Here is a 17,247-nt window from a genome sequence, read left to right as displayed (position 1 = left end):
CCGCGGCGATCCGGGGCACTCGCGGCGCATCCGTGCGTTGCTGGGGGATGCAATCATTCAACGTTTTGGCACCGCACTGCGCCTTCATCCTGCTTGCCCTGCTGGCAGGGCTTGTCTCCGCCCTCAACCTGGCCGGCCGCGAGGCGGTGAACGTCACGCCCCTGAATCTGGGCGCCGCGGTCTTCCTCGGCCAATTCCTTGGCTTCGTCATGCTTGCCGGGTTCGGCCTGCCAGCGCCCCTGGCGCAGGGGGCTGCGCTGACCCTCGGCGCCGCGGCGGCCTGGACCGAGGCGGGGTGAAGGCGGAGGATCGGCCGATGCCCGACAGGATGGACCTCGAACGCTTCATCGCCGCGCAGGACCCGCTGCTGGACCAGGTCAGGCGCGAGTTGGCGGCGGGACAGAAGCGCAGCCACTGGATGTGGTTCGTCTTCCCGCAACTGCGGGGGCTCGGCCAGAGCGCCATGGCGCATCGCTACGGGATCGCCTCGCTGGAGGAAGCGCGGGCCTATCTGGCGCATCCCGTGCTGGGACCGCGGCTGGAGGAGTGCACCGCACTGGTCAACGCCGTGCAGGGGCGCGGCGCGGCGGAGATCCTCGGCAGCGTGGATGCGGTCAAGTTCCGCTCCAGCATGACGCTGTTCGCGGCAGTCCGCCCCGGCGACAGCGTCTTCCGCACGGCGCTCGACCGCTACTTCGACGGCGCGCCCGACCCGCGGACGCTGGCGCTGCTCTGAACCGGTGCCGGCAGCCGCTGCAACCGATGCCCGCCGCTTGCGTCATCTCCCTCCGGGACCGCACCGGAACGGAGAGAACGCCCATGCATCGCCTCGCGGCCCCTGCCCTGCTGCTCGCCGGCCTCGCCGCCTGTGCCGGCCCGCCGCCCCAGCCCGTGCCGGAGGCCGCCGCACCGCCGGCGCAGCGTGGCGAGGCCTCCTATTACGGCCCTGGCTTCGAGGGGAAGCGCACCGCCAGCGGCGAGCGCTTCGACCCCGGCGCCGATACCGCGGCGCACCGCACCCTGCCGCTCGGCTCGGTGGCGGAGGTGACGAACCTCGAGACCGGGCAGTCGCAGCGGGTGCGGATCACCGACCGCGGCCCCTATGCGAAGGGCCGCGTGGTGGACGTGACGCCGAAGGTCGCCGAGAAGATCGGCATGAAGCACAAGGGCGTCGCGCCGGTCGAGGTGAAGCCGGTCGCCGCGCCGACCGAGACCGCGTCGCGCTGAGCAAGGTTGGGGAGGGAAAAGTATTCCCTCCCCAAACCCCTCCCTTCCTTTTTGTGGGCTTGGCACCTGCCACGCGGCAGGTCCCGACTCCCAGACATAGAGGAGGGGCCAGGGAGGATACTTCCTCCCTGGCCTCAGGCTTCCAGCGCCTCCCGATAGGTGCTCGGCACCATCGTCTTCACCTGCCGCGCCCGCTTCTCCAGCCAATAGGCGCTGGCGGGCGGGACGAGGGCGAAGCGCGGATCGACGCCCAGCTTCTGCGCCGCGTCCATCGGCCAGTTCGGATTGTAGAGAAGCTCCCGGGCGAGCGCGATCAGGTCGGCCTCGCCCTTCTGCAGGATGCCCTCGGCCTGGTCGGCATGGACGATCAGCCCGACCGCCATCGACAGGATCCCCGCCTCGCGCCGCAGCCGCTCCGCATAGGGCACCTGGTAGCCATAGCCGACCGGCCCGGCGCCGACGACCGGCGCGCCGGACATCCCGCCCGAGGAGCAGTCGATCACGTCGATCCCCTTGGGCTTGACCAGCTTGGCAAGTTCCACGCTCTCGGCCGGGCCCCAGCCGACATCGTCCTCGACCGACAGGCGGAGGAACAGCGGCTTGTCCTCGGGCCAGTGGCGGCGGACCTCCTCCACCACCTCGATGCAGAAGCGCATGCGGCCCATCCCGTCGCCGCCGTACTCGTCGTTGCGGCGGTTGGAGAAGGGGCTGAGGAATTGGTGGATCAGGTAGCCATGCGCGCCGTGGATCTCCAGCACCTGGAAGCCGGCCTCATTGGCGCGGCGGGCGGCCTGGCCCCAGCGCAGGACGGTGTCCTTGACCTCCTCGCGCGACAGGGCGCGCGGCAGCGGATCGCTGTCGGGCGCGCGCGCGGCGGAGGGCGCCACCAGGTCCCAGGCCTCCCATTCGGCCTGGTCCAGCGCCGCGACCACGGCCTCCTGCGTCAGCGGCGCGCCGCCTTCCCAGGGCCGGAAGCGCCGCGCCTTGCGGCCGGAATGGCCGATCTGGATCCCCGCCACGCAATCCTGCGCCCGGATGAATTCGACGATGCGGGCGAGGCCGGGGACGAAGGCATCGTCCCAGAGGCCGAGGTCGCCCATGGTGCCGCAGCCGCGCCGCTCGACCTTGGTGCTCTCCACCATCATCAGCCCGGCGCCGCCGGCGGCGTAGCGCCCGGCATTCATCAGGTGCCAGTCGGTGGCGAAGCCGCGCACCGCGGCATACTGGTGCATGGGTGCGACGACGACGCGGTTCTTCAGCGTCACGCCCCGGATCTGCATGGGCGTGAACAGCAGCGGCTCGGCCATTCCTGCGTTTCCTTTCCGTCTCCAGGGCCATGCTACAGGCCCGGGCGTGGCTGGAAAGGAGGGCGGGCGGATGGCTGGGAAGGTGGCGCTGGTGACGGGCGGCGCGCGGGGGATCGGCGCGGCGGTGGCGGCGCGCCTCGCCGCCGATGGCTGGCAGGTGGTGATCGCGGACCGGGACGCCGCGGCGCCGCCGCATCCCGGCCGCTGCGTCACGGCCGACGTCTCGGATGAAGCGGCGGTCGAGGCGCTGGTCGCCGACATCGCCGCGCGGGAGGGCCGGCTCGACGCGCTGGTCTGCAATGCCGGCTTCATGATCCGCAAGCCGATCCGCGACCTGACGCTGGCGGAGTGGAACGCCGTGCTCGGCACCAACCTGACCAGCAGCTTCCTGCTGGTCCGTGCGGCGGAGCCAATGCTGCGCGCCGCGCGCGGCACGGTGGTGACCATCGCCTCCACCCGCGCGCACCAGTCGGAGCCGGACACCGAAAGCTACAGCGCCTCCAAGGGCGGGCTGGTCGCGCTGACCCATGCGCTCGCCGTCAGCCTCGGCCCCGAGGTGCGGGTGAATTGCGTCAGTCCCGGCTGGATCGAGACCAAGGGTGCCACGCTGTCCGCCGAGGATGCGGCGCAGCATCCCGCCGGCCGTGTCGGCCGGCCGCAGGACGTGGCCTCGCTGGTCGCCTGGCTCTGCGGCGCGGAGAGCGGCTTCGTCACCGGCGCCGAATTCGTCACCGATGGCGGCATGACGCGGAAGATGATCTACGCGGACTAGGCCCGCATTGCGCGGCGGCGGCGGGCGCGCAAGCATCCCTCCATCGCAGGGAAGGAACCGCCATGCTCGACAACCCGCCGGTGCTGAAGATCCAGCGCGGCCATGCCCGCCCCGACCCCGCTTTGCTGGAACGCTTCCGCGGCGCCCAGACCTCCCACCTGGTCGATGCCATGGACGGCCGCGGCGCGATGGACTGGCAGATCAAGCCGATGGACCCCGGCTGCGCCGCCTTCGTCGGCCCGGCGCTGACCGCCTTCGCTTACCCGGCCGACGTGGTCGGCGTCTTCGGTGCGCTGGGCGAGGCCCAGGCCGGCGACGTCATCGTCGTCGCCAACGACGGCTACCGCAGTACCGCGGTGATCGGCGACATCGTCGTCGGGCTGATGAGGAACAAGGGCGTCGCCGCCTTCGTCACCGATGGCCTGGCGCGCGACCGCGCCGGCATCGTCGCCACCGGCCTGCCGTGCTTCGCCGCCGGGATCGTGCCCACCTCGCCGGCCGCCAACGGCCCGGGCGAGGTCGGCGCCCCGGTGGTCTGCGGCGGCCTGCACGTGCGCTGCGGCGACATCGTGGTGGGCGATGCCGATGGCGTGGTGGTGGTGCCGCAGGACCGCGCCGAGGCGGTGCTGGCAGCGCTCGACCGGGTGCGGGCGGCGGAGGCCAAGGCGGTGGCGGCGGTCGAATCCGGCGCGACCGAGACGGCCAAGCTGCGGGCGATCATGGCCGGGGCGACGGTGGTCGGCGGGTAGCGCGCGGCTCCCCCGCGAGGGAGGCGGACAGTCGGGCTAGCCGCGCGGCCGCAGGACGAACAGCGCGCCGGCCACCGGCGCGCCTTTCTCCTGGCGCAGCACCACAGCCTGCCGCGCCGCCACCGCCAGCCCGGCGGCCTCGGCCAGCGCCGCGACATGCGCCGGGTCGTGCCGGTAGCGCATCGCCTCGCCCAGCGCGAAGGGCGCGCCCACCCCGGCCTCGACCGAGAAGGCCGCCACCCCGCCCGGCGCCAGTGCGCCGGCGATCGCCGCCAGCGCCGGCCCGAGGTCGCCCAGGTAATTCAGCACGTCGGCCGCGGCGACCAGGTCGAAGGCGGCGGCGCGGCCCGGCAGCCAGTCCAGCAGGTCGGACTCGTGCAGCGCGTCGTAGATCCCGCGCCGACGCGCCTCGGCCAGCATGCGCGGCGAGAGGTCGAGCCCCTCCAGCCGCCGCGCGAAGGGGGCGAGCGCCGCGCCGGACAGGCCGGTGCCGCAGCCGAGGTCGAGCGCCCGCAGCCGCCGCGCCGCCGCCACGCCGGCATCGGCCAGCAGCGCCGCCAGCAGCGCCGGCGTGCGGTAGTCCAGCCGCCCGGTCAGCTCGGCCTCGAAGCGCGGGGCGAACTGGTCGAACAGGTCACGGACATAGGCGGCCGGCGCGCGGTCGGGCGCCGGCGCCGCGCCGAGCGCCGCCAGCAGGAAGCGGGCCTGCCCGGCCAGCACGGGCGCCGCCGCGGCACGGTCGAGCGCCGCCTTGGCCGCCTGGGCCGCACCGGCGGCATCGCCGGCCTCGCGCCGGGCATGGGCGAGCGCCAGCAGCGGCTCGGGCGCCGCCGGCAGCAGCGCCGCGGCACCTTCCAACGGCGCCAGCGCAGCCGCGGCATCGCCCAGCGCGCACAGCGCCTGGCCCAGGTTCCGCAGCGCCACCGCGTCGCCCGGCCGGCGGGCGAGGGCCGCCCGCAGCGCCGGCACCGCCTCGGCCAGCCGCCCGGCCTCGGCCAGGGCGGCGCCGCGATTGGCCAGGAAGACCGGCTCCTCCGGCGCGATCGCCAGCGCGCGCTCCGTGTGCCGCAGGGCGCCGGCGGCATCGCCGCGCTGCCGCGCCAGCACGCCCAGCAGGTTATGCGCGTTGGGCTCGTCCGGCCGGCGCTTCAGCACCTGGCGGTACAGCCGCTCGGCCGCCGCGACATCGCCCGCGGCATGGCGGGCGGCGCCTCGTTGCAGCAGGGCCTGGGGATCCTCGGGGGGCATGGCCCCTCATCGCAGCCGGGCGCCGCCAGGGCAATCCGGCAGACACGGGAGGCCAGGTTCCATCACCATCGCGTGCTTGCTAATGTGAAAAAGATTATCTACTTTCACGCGCATTACAGCCAGCTTGGCCCGCCTTCGCGGCACGAGCCCGGAGCCCAACCGCCGCATGCCCGAGGCCAAGCCGAACACCGTGCCGAATCCGCCGCTGCCCGGCGGGGAACCGGCTCCCGATGTTGGCATTGGGGCTTCCATGTCGGACCTGGCCCCGCTCAATCTCGCGCCTCCTGCCGTGCCGGAGGCCGACTCGCCCGCGTTCGACGCCTGGCTGCGCCGCCACCTGACGCAACTGCATGCCGGGGTGCTCGTCGAACCGGTGCCGGATCAGATGCTGCGGCTGCTCGGCGACCGCAAGGACTGACCCGGGCGGACGCCCGGCCGCCGGCGATCCGGTCTAGTAGCGCCCGAGATCCGGGTCCCCTCCGGATTTCGGCTCCAGTCCGACGCCGCGGCGCAGCGCCTCCCGCGCCCGGGAAAGCCGCGACCGCAAGGTGCCGGCGGGCACGCCGAGCACCTTGGCCGCCTCGCTGTAGTCGAGCCCCTCGACCACCACGACCCAAAGCGCCTCCCGGTGGATCGGCGGCAGGCGGCGGAAGGCGATGATGACGTCGCGCATCGCCTGGCGTTCCTCCTGCCCGCCGGAGATCGCCGCCTCCGGCATGGTCTCGGGCGACAGGAAGGGGCTGCGCGCGGCACGCCGCACGGCTGCGGCGCGCGCGTGGCGCAGGATGGTGAAAAGCCAGGCGCGGAGATTTGTCCCTTCCTGGAACTGGTCGCGCGCTCCGATCGCACGGACGAGCGTCTCCTGCACAAGGTCGTCGGCGGCATCGCCGTGCTTCACCAGCACGCGCGCGAAACGTCTAAGCCGCGGGATCTCCGCGGCAACAGCGTTCGCGAAGGCGTCCGCCCCGGGCGCCCTGTCATCTTGCATGCGGTACCGGTAGCCCCCTCTCGCGCGGCGATCTCGTCGGGGCCGACACTATCCGATGGGCGGCGATGGGTGCGCCGAGGCGGGCACACCCTTGCGTGTAACCCAGGTTGCTGCGCTGCACGCTTACGTGCGGGATTCATGGATTGGCCATTATTGCGCCAGGCCCGTGCACCGATGACACAGACCGGCGCGCCGGCGTGGCGCGATACGCCGGCGCATCATCGAGCGCTACGGGAATCCCTGCCGCACGGCACAGCCTTACCGTGCAACGGCCACCGAATCCTCGCACCGCGGCTGCACCGGGCGGTGCCGCGGCATCAGAACAGCCCGTCGATGCGCCCGTCCCCATCCAGCCCGATGCCCTCCGCCGCCGGATGCCGCGGCAGGCCGGGCATGGTCATGATGTCGCCGCAGACCGCGACGACGAAGCCGGCCCCGGCCGAGAGGCGCACCTCCCGCACCGGCAGCACGTGGCCTTCCGGCGCGCCCATCTTCGTCGCATCGGCGCTGAAGCTGTACTGGGTCTTGGCGACGCAGACCGGGACATGGCCGAAGCCCATCTCCTCGAAGCGCCTGAGCCGCGCCGCGACCGCGGGCGGGATCTGCACCTCGGCGGCGTGGTAGATCTCGCGCGCGATGGTGCGCAGCTTGTCGGCCAGCGGCAGCGCGGGCTCGTACAGCGGGCGGTACTTCGCATGGCCCTGGGCCAGCAACGCCTGCACCGCGCGGCCCAGCCCGGCCGCGCCCGCCGCGCCCTCGCCCCAATGGGTGCAGAGGAACGCCTCGGCGCCGATGCGGGCCATGGCGTGCTGCACGGCGGCGATCTCGGCCGCCGTGTCGGTGGTGAACTTGTTCAGCGCGACGACGACCGGCAGGCCGAATTTCCGCATGTTCTCGACATGCCGGACCAGGTTCACCACGCCGCGCTCGACCGCGGCCACGTCCTCCGGCCCCAGCGCCGACTTCGCCACGCCGCCATGCATCTTCAACGCGCGCACGGTGGCCACCACCACCGCGAGGTCGGGCGACAGCCCGGCGCTCGGGCACTTGATGTCGAGGAATTTCTCGGCGCCCAGGTCGGCGCCGAACCCGGCCTCCGTCACCACCACATCGGCCAGCGAGAGGCCCAGCGTCGTCGCCATGACGCTGTTGCAGCCATGCGCGATATTGGCGAAGGGCCCGCCATGCACCAGAGCGGGCGAGCCCTCCAGCGTCTGCACCAGGTTGGGCTGCAAGGCATCGCGCAGCAGCGCGGCCATGGCGCCGTCCGCCTTGATGTCGCGCGCGGTGATGCTGGTGCCGTCGCGGGTCTGGCCGATGATGATCCTGCCCAGCCGGTCCTGCAGGTCGGCCAGGTCGCGCGCCAGGCAGAAGATCGCCATGACCTCCGACGCCACGGTGATGTCGAAGCCGTCCTCGCGCGGCACGCCCTGCGACGCGCCGCCGAGGCCGAGCACCATGTTCCTGAGGTTGCGGTCGTTCATGTCCATGGCGCGGCGCCAGGTGACGCGGCGCGGGTCGATGCCGAGCCCGTTGCCCCAGTACAAATGGTTGTCGATCATCGCCGAGAGCAGGTTGTTCGCGGCCGTGATCGCATGGAAGTCGCCGGTGAAATGGAGGTTGATGTCCTCCATCGGCGCCACCTGCGCCCGGCCGCCGCCCGTGGCCCCGCCCTTCACGCCGAAGCAGGGGCCGAGGGACGGCTCCCGCAGGCAGATCATGGTCTTGGTCCCGAGCGCGTTCAGCGCGTCGCCGAGCCCGATGGTGGTGGTGGTCTTGCCCTCGCCCGCCGCGGTGGGGCTGATGCCGGTGACCAGCACCAGCTTGCCGCGCGGCTTGGTCGACTGGGTCCGGAGCAGGCCGAAGTCGAGCTTCGCCTTGTGGCGGCCGAAGGGGATCAGGGCGTCGTCCGGGATGCCGGCGCGGGCGGCGACCTCGCCGATCGGCAACAGGGTCGCGGCGCGCGCGATCTCGAGGTCGGTGGCCATGGTGTTCCCTCCCGGCAGGCTCCCCGCGCTTATCGTCCCGGGCGGCCAGGGGCAAGCCGCGGCAGCAACCATCCGGTCGCCGGCGGCTTTGGGCCGGCATGGCAAGCCCCTGTATCGATGTGTGCCGCTATGACGAGGCGACCGGCTGGTGCCTTGGCTGCGGGATGACCCGCAAGGACAAGAAGCACTGGAAGAAGGCCAAGGAACGCCGGCCGGAGATCCGCAGCATGCTGCCCGGGCGGCTGACGGCGCTGGCCGCGGCCGGCGAACGCACCGGGGCGGCGGCGGCCAAGAAGAAGCACAAGGACTGACCCGGGCCGCTGTGGCTTTCCGGCCACGGCGTGGTGGCAGCGGAAAGTGGTTTCATCCGCAACTTGATCCGGATCAAGGTCGCGCGACGTTCGCGCGCCTATCCCGACCCGCAGCGGCAACGCCGCCCGCAACGGATCGAGAGACATGCGCAAGACCCTTGGTAAGCTGGCCGGTGCCGTCGCCCTGGCCGCCATCGCCGTCACCGGCGCCGCCGCGCAGGACGCGCCACGTGGCAAGAAGGCGGGCGACTTCGTCGTCGGCCTGGGCGGCATCGCCGTGCTGCCCGGCAACGGCGGCAGCACCAGCATCGGCGGCAAGCCGGAAGCCAGCAACAGCGGCACCGCCCAGCTGGACTTCACCTATTTCATGGTGCCGCAGGTGGCGCTGAACCTGATCGCCGCCACCTCGCAGCACGATGTCAGCGTCAAGGGCTCGGCGCTCGGCGACGTGAAGCTGGGCAGCGTCTGGGTGCTGCCGCCGACCCTGACCCTGCAGATCCACCCGCTGCCGGACTCGCGGATCAGCCCCTATTTCGGCATGGGCCTGAACTACACCTTCTTCTATGGCTACAGCGGCAACAAGACCCCGCCGGTCAGCCGCGTCCGCATCGACAGCACCCCGGCCTTCGCCGCGGTGGTCGGCGTGGACTACGAGCTGGCGCCGAACTGGCTGCTGAACGTGGACGCGAAGAAGATCCTGCTGCGGCCGGATGTGAGCGTGAACTCCGGCACGGTGACCGCCAAGGCGAACCTCGACCCCTGGGTGATCGGGGCGAGCGTCCGCTACCGCTTCTGATTGAGCGGCGCGGCCCGGCATCCGGGCCGCGCCCCGCGCTCAGTCGTCGTCGCGCGCCGAGGTCTTCTGCCGCGGCGCCTCGTTGCCCGAGGCCGCGCGCCGGGTCACCCCGAGTTCCTCCAGCGCCCCGTCGATCGCCGCCACCGCGCCGCGGATGTCCTCCGGCGTCACCGCGCCGATGCAGCCCACGCGGAAGGTCGGCGCCTGGGTGTTCCAGAAATTGCTGATCAGCACGCCGCGGCGCTTCAGCGCATCGACGAAGGGCTGCAGCTCGAAGGCCGGGTCGGCCGGCTGGTGCACGGTGACGATCACCGGCCCCTGATCCGCCCAGTCCAGATAGGGCGTCAGGCCGAGCGCCCGCATCCCCTCGTACATCACCCGCACATTCTCCCGGTAGCGCGCCAGCCGCGCGGGCTGGCCACCCTCCTTGCCATGCAGGTCGAGCGCCACGCTGAAGGCCGCCAGCGCCTGCACCGGCGGGGTGAAGCGGAAGCTGCCCCAGCCGGCCCGCAGCGCGTGGGCATGGATGTCGGACAGGTCGAAGGACCAGGACCCGGCATTGCCCGCCGCGGCCGTCACGCTATCGATCCGCGCCACCGCGAAGCCGATCCCCGGCAGGCCTTCCAGGCATTTGCCGCTGGTGAAGACCAGCACGTCGATCTCCGGATGCTGCGACAGGTCGATCGGCACCGCCCCGAAGGCCGAGACCGAGTCGAGGATCAGCCGCCGCCCGGCCGCCCGCACCGCGGCGCCCACCGCCTCGGCATCGTTGACGATGCCGCTGCCCGTCTCGTTGTGGATCATCGCGACATGGCCGATCTCCGGGTCGGCCGCGAGCGCCGCGGCGATCTCGGCCGCGGTGACCGAGCGCGTGTCCGGCCCGGGCAGCGCCACCACGACGCGTCCGGCCTCCGTCGCCAGCCGGACGGCGCGGTCGGCATAGGCGCCGTTCTGCGGGATCAGCAGCTTCGCGCCGGCGGGGACGAAGGTGCGGATCGCCGCTTCCATGATGAAATGGCCGCAGCCCTGCAGCGGCAGGGTGGCATGCACCCCGTCGACCCCGCCGGCCAGCACCCGGACGCGCTCGCGGATCGAGGCGTAGGTCGGGCGGAAGTCGTTGTCCCAGGGGGCGATGTCCTGCGCCATGGCGGCACGGGTCTCGGGCCTCGTCTGCACCGGGCCTGGAATCAGCAGCAGCATGAGATCCGCACCTGTCAGTAGGTCGCGGGAGATAGCCGATCGAGGCGCGAGAGGAGAAGCCCGCCGATCTCCCGCGCCAGCTTTTCCCGGATCGCCTGGGCGAAGGCGGCATAGTCCGGGCAGTCCAGGGCGAAGCTGCCGGGGCCGCCGATCACCTCGGCGCGGTAGTGGTCGAGCAGGTCGGGCTCCTCGTTCAGCACCGCGAGGCCATTGAGGGTGACACCGGCGGCGGCGCCGATGTCGCGCACCGGGCCGGGCGGCCGGCCCTGGTTGTGCCGGCCATCGCCCGAGACATCGAGCACCAGCCGGGTCGCCGGCGCCGGGCAGCGCGCCAGCAAGGCGAGGCCGGCCGCCATCCCCTCCCCCAGGGCCGTCGCGCCCGGCAGCGGCAGGCGCGGCGCATTGTCGATCGCCTCCGCCAGCGCCGCGGCGGCCGCCGGCCCGTCCACACGCATCCAGGGCACCGCCACCTCCGGCCCGCCCGAGGGCGGCCGCATCGTGGGCCAGGCACCGGACCAGAACAGCACCGCCACCGCGATCGCCCCGCGCGGCCCGGCGGCGCAGGCGGCGGCGATGCCGGGGTCGCGGAAGGCGGCGGCATAGCCGCCGATCATCAGGCCGAACTCGTCGTAGTCGACGCTGGCCGAGACATCGACGGCGAGGCAGAGGGCGAGGTCGACGGGCTCCATCGCCTTCCCGCATAGCGCGGCAAGAACCCGGCGTCGCCGCGCTCGTTGGGCCTGGCATGCCCCTCTCCCGCCTGGCCCCCGCGCCGGATGCCGCGAAACGCGACCTGGCGCTGGAGGCGCATCGCCGCCTCTGCGCCGAATACGGCTGCCCCGTCAGCTATTTCCACGCCCTCGCCCCGCTGGACGAGCTTGTCTCCTCGCTGCTGTCGCACCGGACCAAGAACGCCGACAGCGCCCGGGCCTTCGCCAGCCTGCGGGCGCGCTTCCCCGACTGGGCGGCGGTGCGGGACGCGCCGGTGGCCGAGGTCGAGCGGGCGATCGAGGGCGTCACCTGGCCGGAGGCCAAGGCGCCCGCCCTGCAGCGGACGCTCCGCGCGCTGACCGAGCGCCAGGGGCTGCTCGACCTCTCGCACCTGGCCGGCATGCCGGAGGCCGAGGCCGCGGCCTGGCTCGCCGCGCTGCCCGGGGTCGGGCCGAAGACCGCCGCCGCGGTGCTGTCCTTCAGCACGCTGCGCGGCCGGGCGCTGCCGGTGGACAGCCACCACCACCGGGTCGCGGCGCGGCTCGGGCTGATCCCCAAGGGCCTCGCGGTCGGGCCGTCGCACCTGGTGCTGGCGGCGCTGCTGCCGGAGGACTGGGACGCCCAGGCCTTCTACGACCACCACCAGATGCTGATGCGGCACGGCCAGCGCTGCTGCTTCTTCCGCGGCCCGGCCTGCGGCCGCTGCGCGCTGCGCGACCTCTGCCCGGAGGGGCAGGCGCGGCTGGGCACGGCGTCCGGGTGAGGAAAAGGTCCTCCCTCCCCGAACCCCAGCCTTCCTTTCCGTGGGCTGGCACCCGCCGCGCGGCAGGCGCCAGCCCACGGAAACAGATGAGGGGCCTAGGAGGATACCTCCTCTCTGGCCTTGCCGCCCCAGCTGCGAAACCACGCGCGCCCCGGTCTCCCACCCGCTTATGCTAAGCGGAAAGAACCAGGGAGGGACGAGGCATGACCCAGCAGGGCCGCGTGGTCTTCAGCGCGATGGAGGAGGTGGTCTTCGGCCGCCCCGCCGCCGAGGCGGTGGCCGCACTGGCCGAGAAGGCCGGCGCCGAGCGCATCTTCCTCATGGTCAGCGGTACCCTGCAGCGAGAGACCGACGCGATCGCCCGCATCCGCGCCGCGCTCGGCAACAAGGTGGCCGCGGTCTTCGACCGGATGCCGGCGCATACCCCGCGCGAGGCGGTCCTCGCCGCGACGGCGATGGCGCGGGCGGCCGGGGCCGACCTGATTGTCACCGTCGGCGGCGGCTCGGTCACCGACGCGGCCAAGGCGGTGCAGCTCTGCCTGGCCAACGGCACCGCCACGGCCGAGGCGATGGATGCGCTGCGCGACGGGAAGGCCGGGGCGCCGCCCGTGGTGCGGCAGATCGCGGTGCCGACCACCCTGTCGGCCGGCGAGTTCAGCGCCATCGCCGGCGTCACCAACGAGGCGACCCGGGTGAAGGAGATGCTGCGCCACCCGCGCATCATCCCCGCGGCCGTGGTGCTGGACCCGGCGCTGACCCGGCACACGCCGGAATGGCTGTTCCTCTCGACCGGCATCCGCGCGGTGGACCATTGCGTCGAGGGCATCTGCTCGGCCGCGGCGCATCCCTTCGCCGATGCCCAGGCGCTGCGCGGCCTGTCGCTGCTGGTCGATGGGATGCGGCGGGTGAAGGCCGATCCGGGGGACCTCGACGCGCGGATGGATTGCCAGCTCGGCTCCTGGCTTTCGATGGCGCCGCTGGCGACCGGGGTGCCGATGGGGGCGAGCCATGGCATCGGCTACGTGCTCGGCGCCGCCTTCGGGGTGCCGCACGGGCATACCTCCTGCATCATGCTGCCGGCGGTGATGCGCTGGAACGCCGCGGCCGATGCCGCCGGGCGGCAGGCGCTGGTGGCGGCGGCGATGGGCGCGCCGGGGGCGGCGGCGGGCGACCTGCTGGACAGCTTCATCGGCGGGCTCGGGATGCCGCGCAGCCTGGCCGCGGTGGGGATCAGCCGCGACGCCTTCCCGCGGATCGCCGAGGCGGCGATGGCGACCCCCTGGGTGCCGCGCAACCCCCGGCCCATCGCCGGGCCGGCGCAGGTGATGGAGATCCTGGCCCTGGCGGCCTGACCCACGCGAATGCGAGGCCGGGGGTTGCGGCGGATCAAGGAGGCCGCCGCCGCCGGGGCGGATGCTCCCGCGGCCGTCGCAGAACGGCAACGGGGAGGGATGGGCGTCATGACCAACCGCCACATGCACGAGATCATCACCCGGCGGCATCCCATCACCCTGCCGCCCGAGGCGAGCGTCCAGCATGCCTGCCAGGAGATGCGCAACCATCGCGTCGGCGCCATCCTGGTGACCGACCCGCAGGGCCGGCTGCTCGGCATCTTCACCGGGCGGGACGCCATCCGCCGCATCCTGGCGGAGGGCCTCAACCCGACGACGCGGCTGCAGGACGCGATGACCCGGAATCCCGAATGCTGCGCGCCGCAGGCGACGGCGATCGAGGCGCTGCGGCTGATGCGCGACGGCGGCTTCCGCCACATCCCGGTGGTGGACGGCCACCGGCTGGTCGGCATCGTCTCGCGCGGGGATTTCCTGGCCGACGAGAGCGGGCGGCTGGAGGCGGAGAGCGACCTCTGGGAGAAGCTGTAGCGCCCCATCTGGCCACCCCGCGCGCCGGGCCTTAGTCTTCCCGCCATCCCGGGAGGAACCGATGCCCGAAAGTCCGATCGATCCTAAATTGATGGCCGAGACCCGTCTTCCGCTGGCCGGTCTCCGCGTCCTCGACCTCACCTTGGCCCGCGCCGGCCCGACCTGCGTCCGCCACCTCGCCGACTGGGGCGCCGAGATCATCCGGGTGGAGCCGCCCGGCCAGGGCGACGGGCTCGGCGGCGCCCGCGACGGCTTCGACCAGGTCAACCTGCACCGCAACAAGCGCGGCCTGTCGATCGACCTGAAGAACCCGGCCGGCTTGGCCGCCTTCCTCAAGGTGGCGGCGACCGCGGACATCCTGGTCGAGAACATGCGGATGCAGGTCAAGCACCGCCTGAAGATCGCCTATGACGACCTCAAGGCGATCAACCCGCGGCTGATCTACGCCTCGATCTCCGGCTTCGGGCAGACCGGGCCCTATTCCAAGCGCGGCGGCGTCGACCAGATCGCGCAGGGCATGGGCGGGCTGATGACCATCACCGGCGAGCCGGGGCGCGGGCCGATGCGGGTCGGCATCCCGATCAACGACCTCACCGCCGGCAACCTGCTGGCCATGGGGATCATGATGAAGCTCTACGACCGGGAGCGCACCGGCCAGGGCGGCTATGTCCATACCTCCCTGCTGGAGGCCCAGGTCTTCATGCTGGACTTCCAGGCCAGCCGCTTCCTGATGGACGGGGAAGTGGCGGGACAGGCCGGCAACGACCACCCCGTCAACATCCCGATGGGCGTCTTCCCGACCACCGACAAGCCGATCAACATCGCGGCGTCCTCGCCCAAGCTCTGGACCAATTTCTGCAAGGCAGCCGGCCACGAGGAATGGCTGGAGGTCGAGGAGTGGAAGACCAACGGCGGCCGTTCGCGCGACCGCCAGCGGATCAACGCGGTGATCGCCGAGGTCACCCGGCAGCATTCCTCCGACTACTGGATCGACAAGCTCGAGGAAGCCGGCATCCCCTGCGGCCCGGTGAACAACATCCGCGAGGTCTTCGAGGACCCGCAGGTGCAGCACCTGGAGATGGCGATGCCGATGCGGCACCGCACCCGCGGCGACATCAAGGTCGTGGCCCAGCCGGTGAACATCGAGGGCGTCGAGACCGGCTTCTACCGGGACATGCCGAACCTCGGCGAGCACAACGACGAGATCCTGGCGGAAGCCGGCCTCACCGCGGAGGAGATCGCGGATCTGAAGGCCAAGGGAGCTTTGGGCGGGGCATGAGCAACATGGAATTCGCGGACGGCAAGATCCTCGCCAGCGTCAAGGACGGCGTCGGCCGGGTGGTGTTCAACCAGCCCGAGAAGCGCAATGCCATGTCGGTCAACATGTGGGAGGGGATGGGCGCCGCACTCGACCTGTTTGCCGAAGACAGCAACGTGCGCTGCGTCGTCCTGGCCGGCGCCGGCGACAAGGCCTTCGTCTCGGGCGCCGACATCAGCCAGTTCGAGAAGGTGCGCAGCAACGCCGATGCGCAGCAGGAATACGACCGCGTCACCAGCGCCGGCCGGTTGAAGCTGTCGCACTATGCCAAGCCGGTGATCGCGCAGATCCGCGGCTTCTGCATGGGCGGCGGCCTGGGCATCGCGATGTCCACCGACATCCGCATCGCCTCCGACGACAGTCAGTTCGGCATCCCGGCGGCGAAGCTCTCCATCGCCTACGGCTTCGACATGGTGCGTGCCCTGGTCGACCTGGTCGGCCCGGCGCATGCCCACATGATCCTGATGACCGGCGAGCGCTTCGGCGCGAAGGAGGCCGAGCGGATCGGCCTGGTCAACAAGGTCGTCCCGGTCGACCAGCTGGAGGCCGAGGTCGACCGGCTGACCGCGACGCTCGCAAGCAACGCGCCGCTCTCGCTGACCACCAACAAGCAGACGGTGAAGGCGGTGCTGCAGGACGCGGCCGACCGCGACATGGGCAGGATCCGCGCCGCCATGGCCGCCTGCTTCGACAGCGCCGACTACAAGGAAGGCCGCCGCGCCTTCATGGAGAAGCGCAAGCCGGCCTTTACCGGGAGCTGACAGGATCGGCCGGCCCGCCCGGTTGGGGTTTCACCGAGATTCCCGGTGCATGGCGGGCCGCTTGCCCTTAGGATAGGGTAACCGTGACGGGCTCGAAAAGAAGGGCCGCATGGCGAGGCTTTTGGCGGTCCGGCCGCAGCGCGGTCGGGCCTGGACTGGGACGAAGGGTCTGAGACCGGGAATGGATGGGAATATCGAGGCGCCGATCGTTGCGGCATCGTCTACGCGCGATCTTGGGCCTGACCTCGGGCACGACCAGGGGCATGACGCCGCCGGCGCACCGATTTCCCGCATCGTCGCCGAAGTGGCGGCCCGCTTTCCCAATGAGCGCATCAGCCTCGGCGACATGGCCCTGGCCTTCGGCGACCGCGCCTTCGGCCTGCTGATCCTGCTGCTGCTGCTGCCCTCCCTGCTGCCCGGCATGGCCTCGGTCTTCGGCACGCCGGTGCTGATCCTCGGCGTGCAGATGGGGCTCGGCCGCAGCGTGCCGAAGCTGCCGGGCTTCATCGCCCGCCAGAGCATCAAGCGGGAGGACCTGCTGCGGCTCGCAGGCTCCTCTTCCAAATGGCTGCGCAAGGTCGAGCATTTCGTGAAGCCGCGGCCCGGCGTCTTCGTCTCGCCCCTGGGGGACAGGGTGTTCGGCTGGCTGATCGCCTATGTGGCGCTGATGCTGATCCTGCCCGGACCCGGCACCAACGGGCCGCCGGCCTTCGGCGCCATCGTCATGGCGCTCGGGCTGGTCGAGCACGACAACCGCACCACCGCCTGGGGCATCGGCCTGACCATCGGCGGCTGCGCCTTCGCCACGGCGGTGCTCGGCATGGTTTGCTGGCTTGGGATCAAGGCGCTGGGCTGGATGTTCTAGCCCTGTCGGCAGGCATGGCGACACAGCTTCGGCACGCAAGGCCCAAGCGGGCCAAGCCCCCTGCCCTCGGGCCGGCCCGGCTGCTACACCGCATCCATGCGCCGGTGGCCCGCAAGGGCTGAAACGGGAACGCGCGAGGCCGGAGCGATCCGGTCAGGCCGCGGCTGCCCTCGCAACTGTAGGCGGTGAGGTCCTGCCATTCGCCATTGCACCCTGCGGTGCGAGAAGGCGGCAGGACCGCGGGGGTCCCCGGACTCCCCCACCGTGAGCCAGGAGACCGGCCGGCGCAGAGTTGTCTCGCGCGTGCCGGGCGGGGTGCACCGGCGCACCGGATCACAGGCCTTCCGCCTTGGCGGGGTGCCT

General features: G+C 72.2%; 20 protein-coding genes and 1 riboswitch. Of the genes, 14 read left to right on the top strand and 6 right to left on the bottom strand.

Translation table 11 applies throughout. The annotated features are described in order from the left end of the window. Positions 1 to 47 precede the first annotated feature (47 nt). The 3 genes from ACFQS7_RS06170 (at position 48) to ACFQS7_RS06160 (ending at position 1,227) form a co-directional block, all read left to right on the top strand. The gene (locus ACFQS7_RS06170; RefSeq protein ID WP_380066141.1) at positions 48 to 299 is read left to right on the top strand and encodes a hypothetical protein; all 252 of its coding nucleotides are present in this window, start codon (positions 48 to 50) and stop codon (positions 297 to 299) included. Between the two features lie 17 nt (positions 300 to 316). Further along, a complete protein-coding gene (locus ACFQS7_RS06165; RefSeq protein ID WP_380066140.1) occupies positions 317 to 736 on the top strand; it encodes a DUF1810 domain-containing protein in 420 nt (139 codons plus the stop codon). Between the two features lie 83 nt (positions 737 to 819). Next, positions 820 to 1,227, top strand: coding sequence for a septal ring lytic transglycosylase RlpA family protein (locus ACFQS7_RS06160; protein WP_380066139.1), 408 nt, complete (start codon positions 820 to 822; stop codon positions 1,225 to 1,227). Between the two features lie 134 nt (positions 1,228 to 1,361). On the opposite strand, the gene ACFQS7_RS06155 is transcribed toward ACFQS7_RS06160, so the two are convergent. Continuing rightward, a complete protein-coding gene (locus tag ACFQS7_RS06155) occupies positions 1,362 to 2,534 on the bottom strand; it encodes an NADH:flavin oxidoreductase/NADH oxidase (RefSeq protein ID WP_380066138.1) in 1,173 nt (390 codons plus the stop codon). 70 nt (positions 2,535 to 2,604) lie between these two features. On the opposite strand from ACFQS7_RS06155, the gene ACFQS7_RS06150 reads away from it, so the two are divergent. Continuing rightward, positions 2,605 to 3,306 carry an SDR family oxidoreductase gene (locus tag ACFQS7_RS06150; RefSeq protein WP_380066137.1) on the top strand — a complete coding sequence of 234 codons (702 nt, stop codon included), beginning with the start codon at positions 2,605 to 2,607 and terminating at the stop codon, positions 3,304 to 3,306. A 62-nt stretch (positions 3,307 to 3,368) separates the two neighbouring features. Then, positions 3,369 to 4,055, top strand: coding sequence for an RraA family protein (locus ACFQS7_RS06145; protein ID WP_380066136.1), 687 nt, complete (start codon positions 3,369 to 3,371; stop codon positions 4,053 to 4,055). A 36-nt stretch (positions 4,056 to 4,091) separates the two neighbouring features. On the opposite strand, the gene ACFQS7_RS06140 is transcribed toward ACFQS7_RS06145, so the two are convergent. Next, positions 4,092 to 5,303: a methyltransferase domain-containing protein gene (locus tag ACFQS7_RS06140; RefSeq protein ID WP_380066135.1), complete on the bottom strand. Its 1,212-nt coding sequence runs from the start codon at positions 5,301 to 5,303 to the stop codon at positions 4,092 to 4,094. A gap of 166 nt (positions 5,304 to 5,469) precedes the next feature. On the opposite strand from ACFQS7_RS06140, the gene ACFQS7_RS06135 reads away from it, so the two are divergent. Then, positions 5,470 to 5,721: a hypothetical protein gene (locus ACFQS7_RS06135; RefSeq protein ID WP_380066134.1), complete on the top strand. Its 252-nt coding sequence runs from the start codon at positions 5,470 to 5,472 to the stop codon at positions 5,719 to 5,721. A 33-nt stretch (positions 5,722 to 5,754) separates the two neighbouring features. On the opposite strand, the gene ACFQS7_RS06130 is transcribed toward ACFQS7_RS06135, so the two are convergent. Further along, entirely contained in the window at positions 5,755 to 6,291 is a 537-nt protein-coding gene (locus ACFQS7_RS06130; RefSeq protein ID WP_380066133.1) for a sigma-70 family RNA polymerase sigma factor, read from the bottom strand. A gap of 317 nt (positions 6,292 to 6,608) precedes the next feature. Beyond that, on the bottom strand, positions 6,609 to 8,279 hold the full coding sequence (locus tag ACFQS7_RS06125; protein WP_380066132.1) for a formate--tetrahydrofolate ligase: 1,671 nt from the start codon (positions 8,277 to 8,279) through the stop codon (positions 6,609 to 6,611). A 98-nt stretch (positions 8,280 to 8,377) separates the two neighbouring features. Here ACFQS7_RS06125 and ACFQS7_RS06120 point away from each other — a divergent pair, with 98 nt between their 5' ends. Both ACFQS7_RS06120 and ACFQS7_RS06115 read left to right on the top strand, forming a co-directional pair. Then, positions 8,378 to 8,590, top strand: coding sequence for a DUF1289 domain-containing protein (locus tag ACFQS7_RS06120; protein WP_380066131.1), 213 nt, complete (start codon positions 8,378 to 8,380; stop codon positions 8,588 to 8,590). A gap of 145 nt (positions 8,591 to 8,735) precedes the next feature. Next, the gene (locus ACFQS7_RS06115) at positions 8,736 to 9,386 is read left to right on the top strand and encodes an OmpW family protein (protein ID WP_380066130.1); all 651 of its coding nucleotides are present in this window, start codon (positions 8,736 to 8,738) and stop codon (positions 9,384 to 9,386) included. A gap of 39 nt (positions 9,387 to 9,425) precedes the next feature. Here the strand turns inward: ACFQS7_RS06115 and ACFQS7_RS06110 are convergent, their stop codons facing one another. Both ACFQS7_RS06110 and ACFQS7_RS06105 read right to left on the bottom strand, forming a co-directional pair. After that, positions 9,426 to 10,586: a 2-aminoethylphosphonate--pyruvate transaminase gene (locus ACFQS7_RS06110; RefSeq protein ID WP_380066129.1), complete on the bottom strand. Its 1,161-nt coding sequence runs from the start codon at positions 10,584 to 10,586 to the stop codon at positions 9,426 to 9,428. A gap of 14 nt (positions 10,587 to 10,600) precedes the next feature. Next, complete coding sequence (locus ACFQS7_RS06105) at positions 10,601 to 11,275, bottom strand: DUF1194 domain-containing protein (RefSeq protein WP_380066128.1); 675 nt, start codon at positions 11,273 to 11,275, stop codon at positions 10,601 to 10,603. 56 nt (positions 11,276 to 11,331) lie between these two features. On the opposite strand from ACFQS7_RS06105, the gene nth reads away from it, so the two are divergent. From nth to ACFQS7_RS06075, 6 genes are all read left to right on the top strand, one after another. After that, on the top strand, positions 11,332 to 12,060 hold the full coding sequence (gene nth / locus ACFQS7_RS06100; RefSeq protein ID WP_380066127.1) for an endonuclease III domain-containing protein: 729 nt from the start codon (positions 11,332 to 11,334) through the stop codon (positions 12,058 to 12,060). Positions 12,061 to 12,263: 203 nt separating this feature from the next. Beyond that, positions 12,264 to 13,412 (top strand): iron-containing alcohol dehydrogenase, encoded by a 1,149-nt coding sequence (locus tag ACFQS7_RS06095; RefSeq protein ID WP_380066126.1) that lies wholly within the window; start codon positions 12,264 to 12,266, stop codon positions 13,410 to 13,412. Positions 13,413 to 13,520: 108 nt separating this feature from the next. Then, a complete protein-coding gene (locus tag ACFQS7_RS06090) occupies positions 13,521 to 13,940 on the top strand; it encodes a cyclic nucleotide-binding/CBS domain-containing protein (protein ID WP_380066125.1) in 420 nt (139 codons plus the stop codon). A gap of 91 nt (positions 13,941 to 14,031) precedes the next feature. After that, positions 14,032 to 15,219: a CaiB/BaiF CoA transferase family protein gene (locus ACFQS7_RS06085; protein WP_380066124.1), complete on the top strand. Its 1,188-nt coding sequence runs from the start codon at positions 14,032 to 14,034 to the stop codon at positions 15,217 to 15,219. Then, the gene (locus tag ACFQS7_RS06080) at positions 15,216 to 16,019 is read left to right on the top strand and encodes an enoyl-CoA hydratase (RefSeq protein WP_380066123.1); all 804 of its coding nucleotides are present in this window, start codon (positions 15,216 to 15,218) and stop codon (positions 16,017 to 16,019) included. Before ACFQS7_RS06085 ends, ACFQS7_RS06080 begins: the two co-directional genes overlap by 4 nt. A gap of 181 nt (positions 16,020 to 16,200) precedes the next feature. After that, positions 16,201 to 16,884 (top strand): exopolysaccharide biosynthesis protein, encoded by a 684-nt coding sequence (locus tag ACFQS7_RS06075; protein ID WP_380066122.1) that lies wholly within the window; start codon positions 16,201 to 16,203, stop codon positions 16,882 to 16,884. 85 nt (positions 16,885 to 16,969) lie between these two features. After that, positions 16,970 to 17,185, top strand: a riboswitch (cobalamin riboswitch). Positions 17,186 to 17,247 lie beyond the last annotated feature (62 nt).

Source organism: Dankookia sp. GCM10030260 (genome assembly GCF_042666655.1).
Taxonomy (GTDB): domain Bacteria; phylum Pseudomonadota; class Alphaproteobacteria; order Acetobacterales; family Acetobacteraceae; genus Paracraurococcus.
This window is presented reverse-complemented; position numbering and strand designations above follow the sequence as displayed.

Bases quoted from the DNA above. Each gene is read 5' to 3' on its own strand.
- ACFQS7_RS06090 (WP_380066125.1), top strand. From the start codon at position 13,521: ATGACCAACCGCCACATGCACGAGATCATCACCCGGCGGCATCCCATC.
- ACFQS7_RS06145 (WP_380066136.1), top strand. From the start codon at position 3,369: ATGCTCGACAACCCGCCGGTGCTGAAGATCCAGCGCGGCCATGCCCGC.
- ACFQS7_RS06170 (WP_380066141.1), top strand. From the start codon at position 48: ATGCAATCATTCAACGTTTTGGCACCGCACTGCGCCTTCATCCTGCTT.
- ACFQS7_RS06075 (WP_380066122.1), top strand. From the start codon at position 16,201: ATGGATGGGAATATCGAGGCGCCGATCGTTGCGGCATCGTCTACGCGC.
- ACFQS7_RS06120 (WP_380066131.1), top strand. From the start codon at position 8,378: ATGGCAAGCCCCTGTATCGATGTGTGCCGCTATGACGAGGCGACCGGC.
- ACFQS7_RS06105 (WP_380066128.1), bottom strand. From the start codon at position 11,275: ATGGAGCCCGTCGACCTCGCCCTCTGCCTCGCCGTCGATGTCTCGGCC.
- ACFQS7_RS06160 (WP_380066139.1), top strand. From the start codon at position 820: ATGCATCGCCTCGCGGCCCCTGCCCTGCTGCTCGCCGGCCTCGCCGCC.
- ACFQS7_RS06150 (WP_380066137.1), top strand. From the start codon at position 2,605: ATGGCTGGGAAGGTGGCGCTGGTGACGGGCGGCGCGCGGGGGATCGGC.
- ACFQS7_RS06095 (WP_380066126.1), top strand. From the start codon at position 12,264: ATGACCCAGCAGGGCCGCGTGGTCTTCAGCGCGATGGAGGAGGTGGTC.
- ACFQS7_RS06080 (WP_380066123.1), top strand. From the start codon at position 15,216: ATGAGCAACATGGAATTCGCGGACGGCAAGATCCTCGCCAGCGTCAAG.
- ACFQS7_RS06165 (WP_380066140.1), top strand. From the start codon at position 317: ATGCCCGACAGGATGGACCTCGAACGCTTCATCGCCGCGCAGGACCCG.
- ACFQS7_RS06085 (WP_380066124.1), top strand. From the start codon at position 14,032: ATGGCCGAGACCCGTCTTCCGCTGGCCGGTCTCCGCGTCCTCGACCTC.
- ACFQS7_RS06140 (WP_380066135.1), bottom strand. From the start codon at position 5,303: ATGCCCCCCGAGGATCCCCAGGCCCTGCTGCAACGAGGCGCCGCCCGC.
- ACFQS7_RS06110 (WP_380066129.1), bottom strand. From the start codon at position 10,586: ATGCTGCTGCTGATTCCAGGCCCGGTGCAGACGAGGCCCGAGACCCGT.
- ACFQS7_RS06125 (WP_380066132.1), bottom strand. From the start codon at position 8,279: ATGGCCACCGACCTCGAGATCGCGCGCGCCGCGACCCTGTTGCCGATC.
- nth (WP_380066127.1), top strand. From the start codon at position 11,332: ATGCCCCTCTCCCGCCTGGCCCCCGCGCCGGATGCCGCGAAACGCGAC.
- ACFQS7_RS06130 (WP_380066133.1), bottom strand. From the start codon at position 6,291: ATGCAAGATGACAGGGCGCCCGGGGCGGACGCCTTCGCGAACGCTGTT.
- ACFQS7_RS06155 (WP_380066138.1), bottom strand. From the start codon at position 2,534: ATGGCCGAGCCGCTGCTGTTCACGCCCATGCAGATCCGGGGCGTGACG.
- ACFQS7_RS06135 (WP_380066134.1), top strand. From the start codon at position 5,470: ATGCCCGAGGCCAAGCCGAACACCGTGCCGAATCCGCCGCTGCCCGGC.
- ACFQS7_RS06115 (WP_380066130.1), top strand. From the start codon at position 8,736: ATGCGCAAGACCCTTGGTAAGCTGGCCGGTGCCGTCGCCCTGGCCGCC.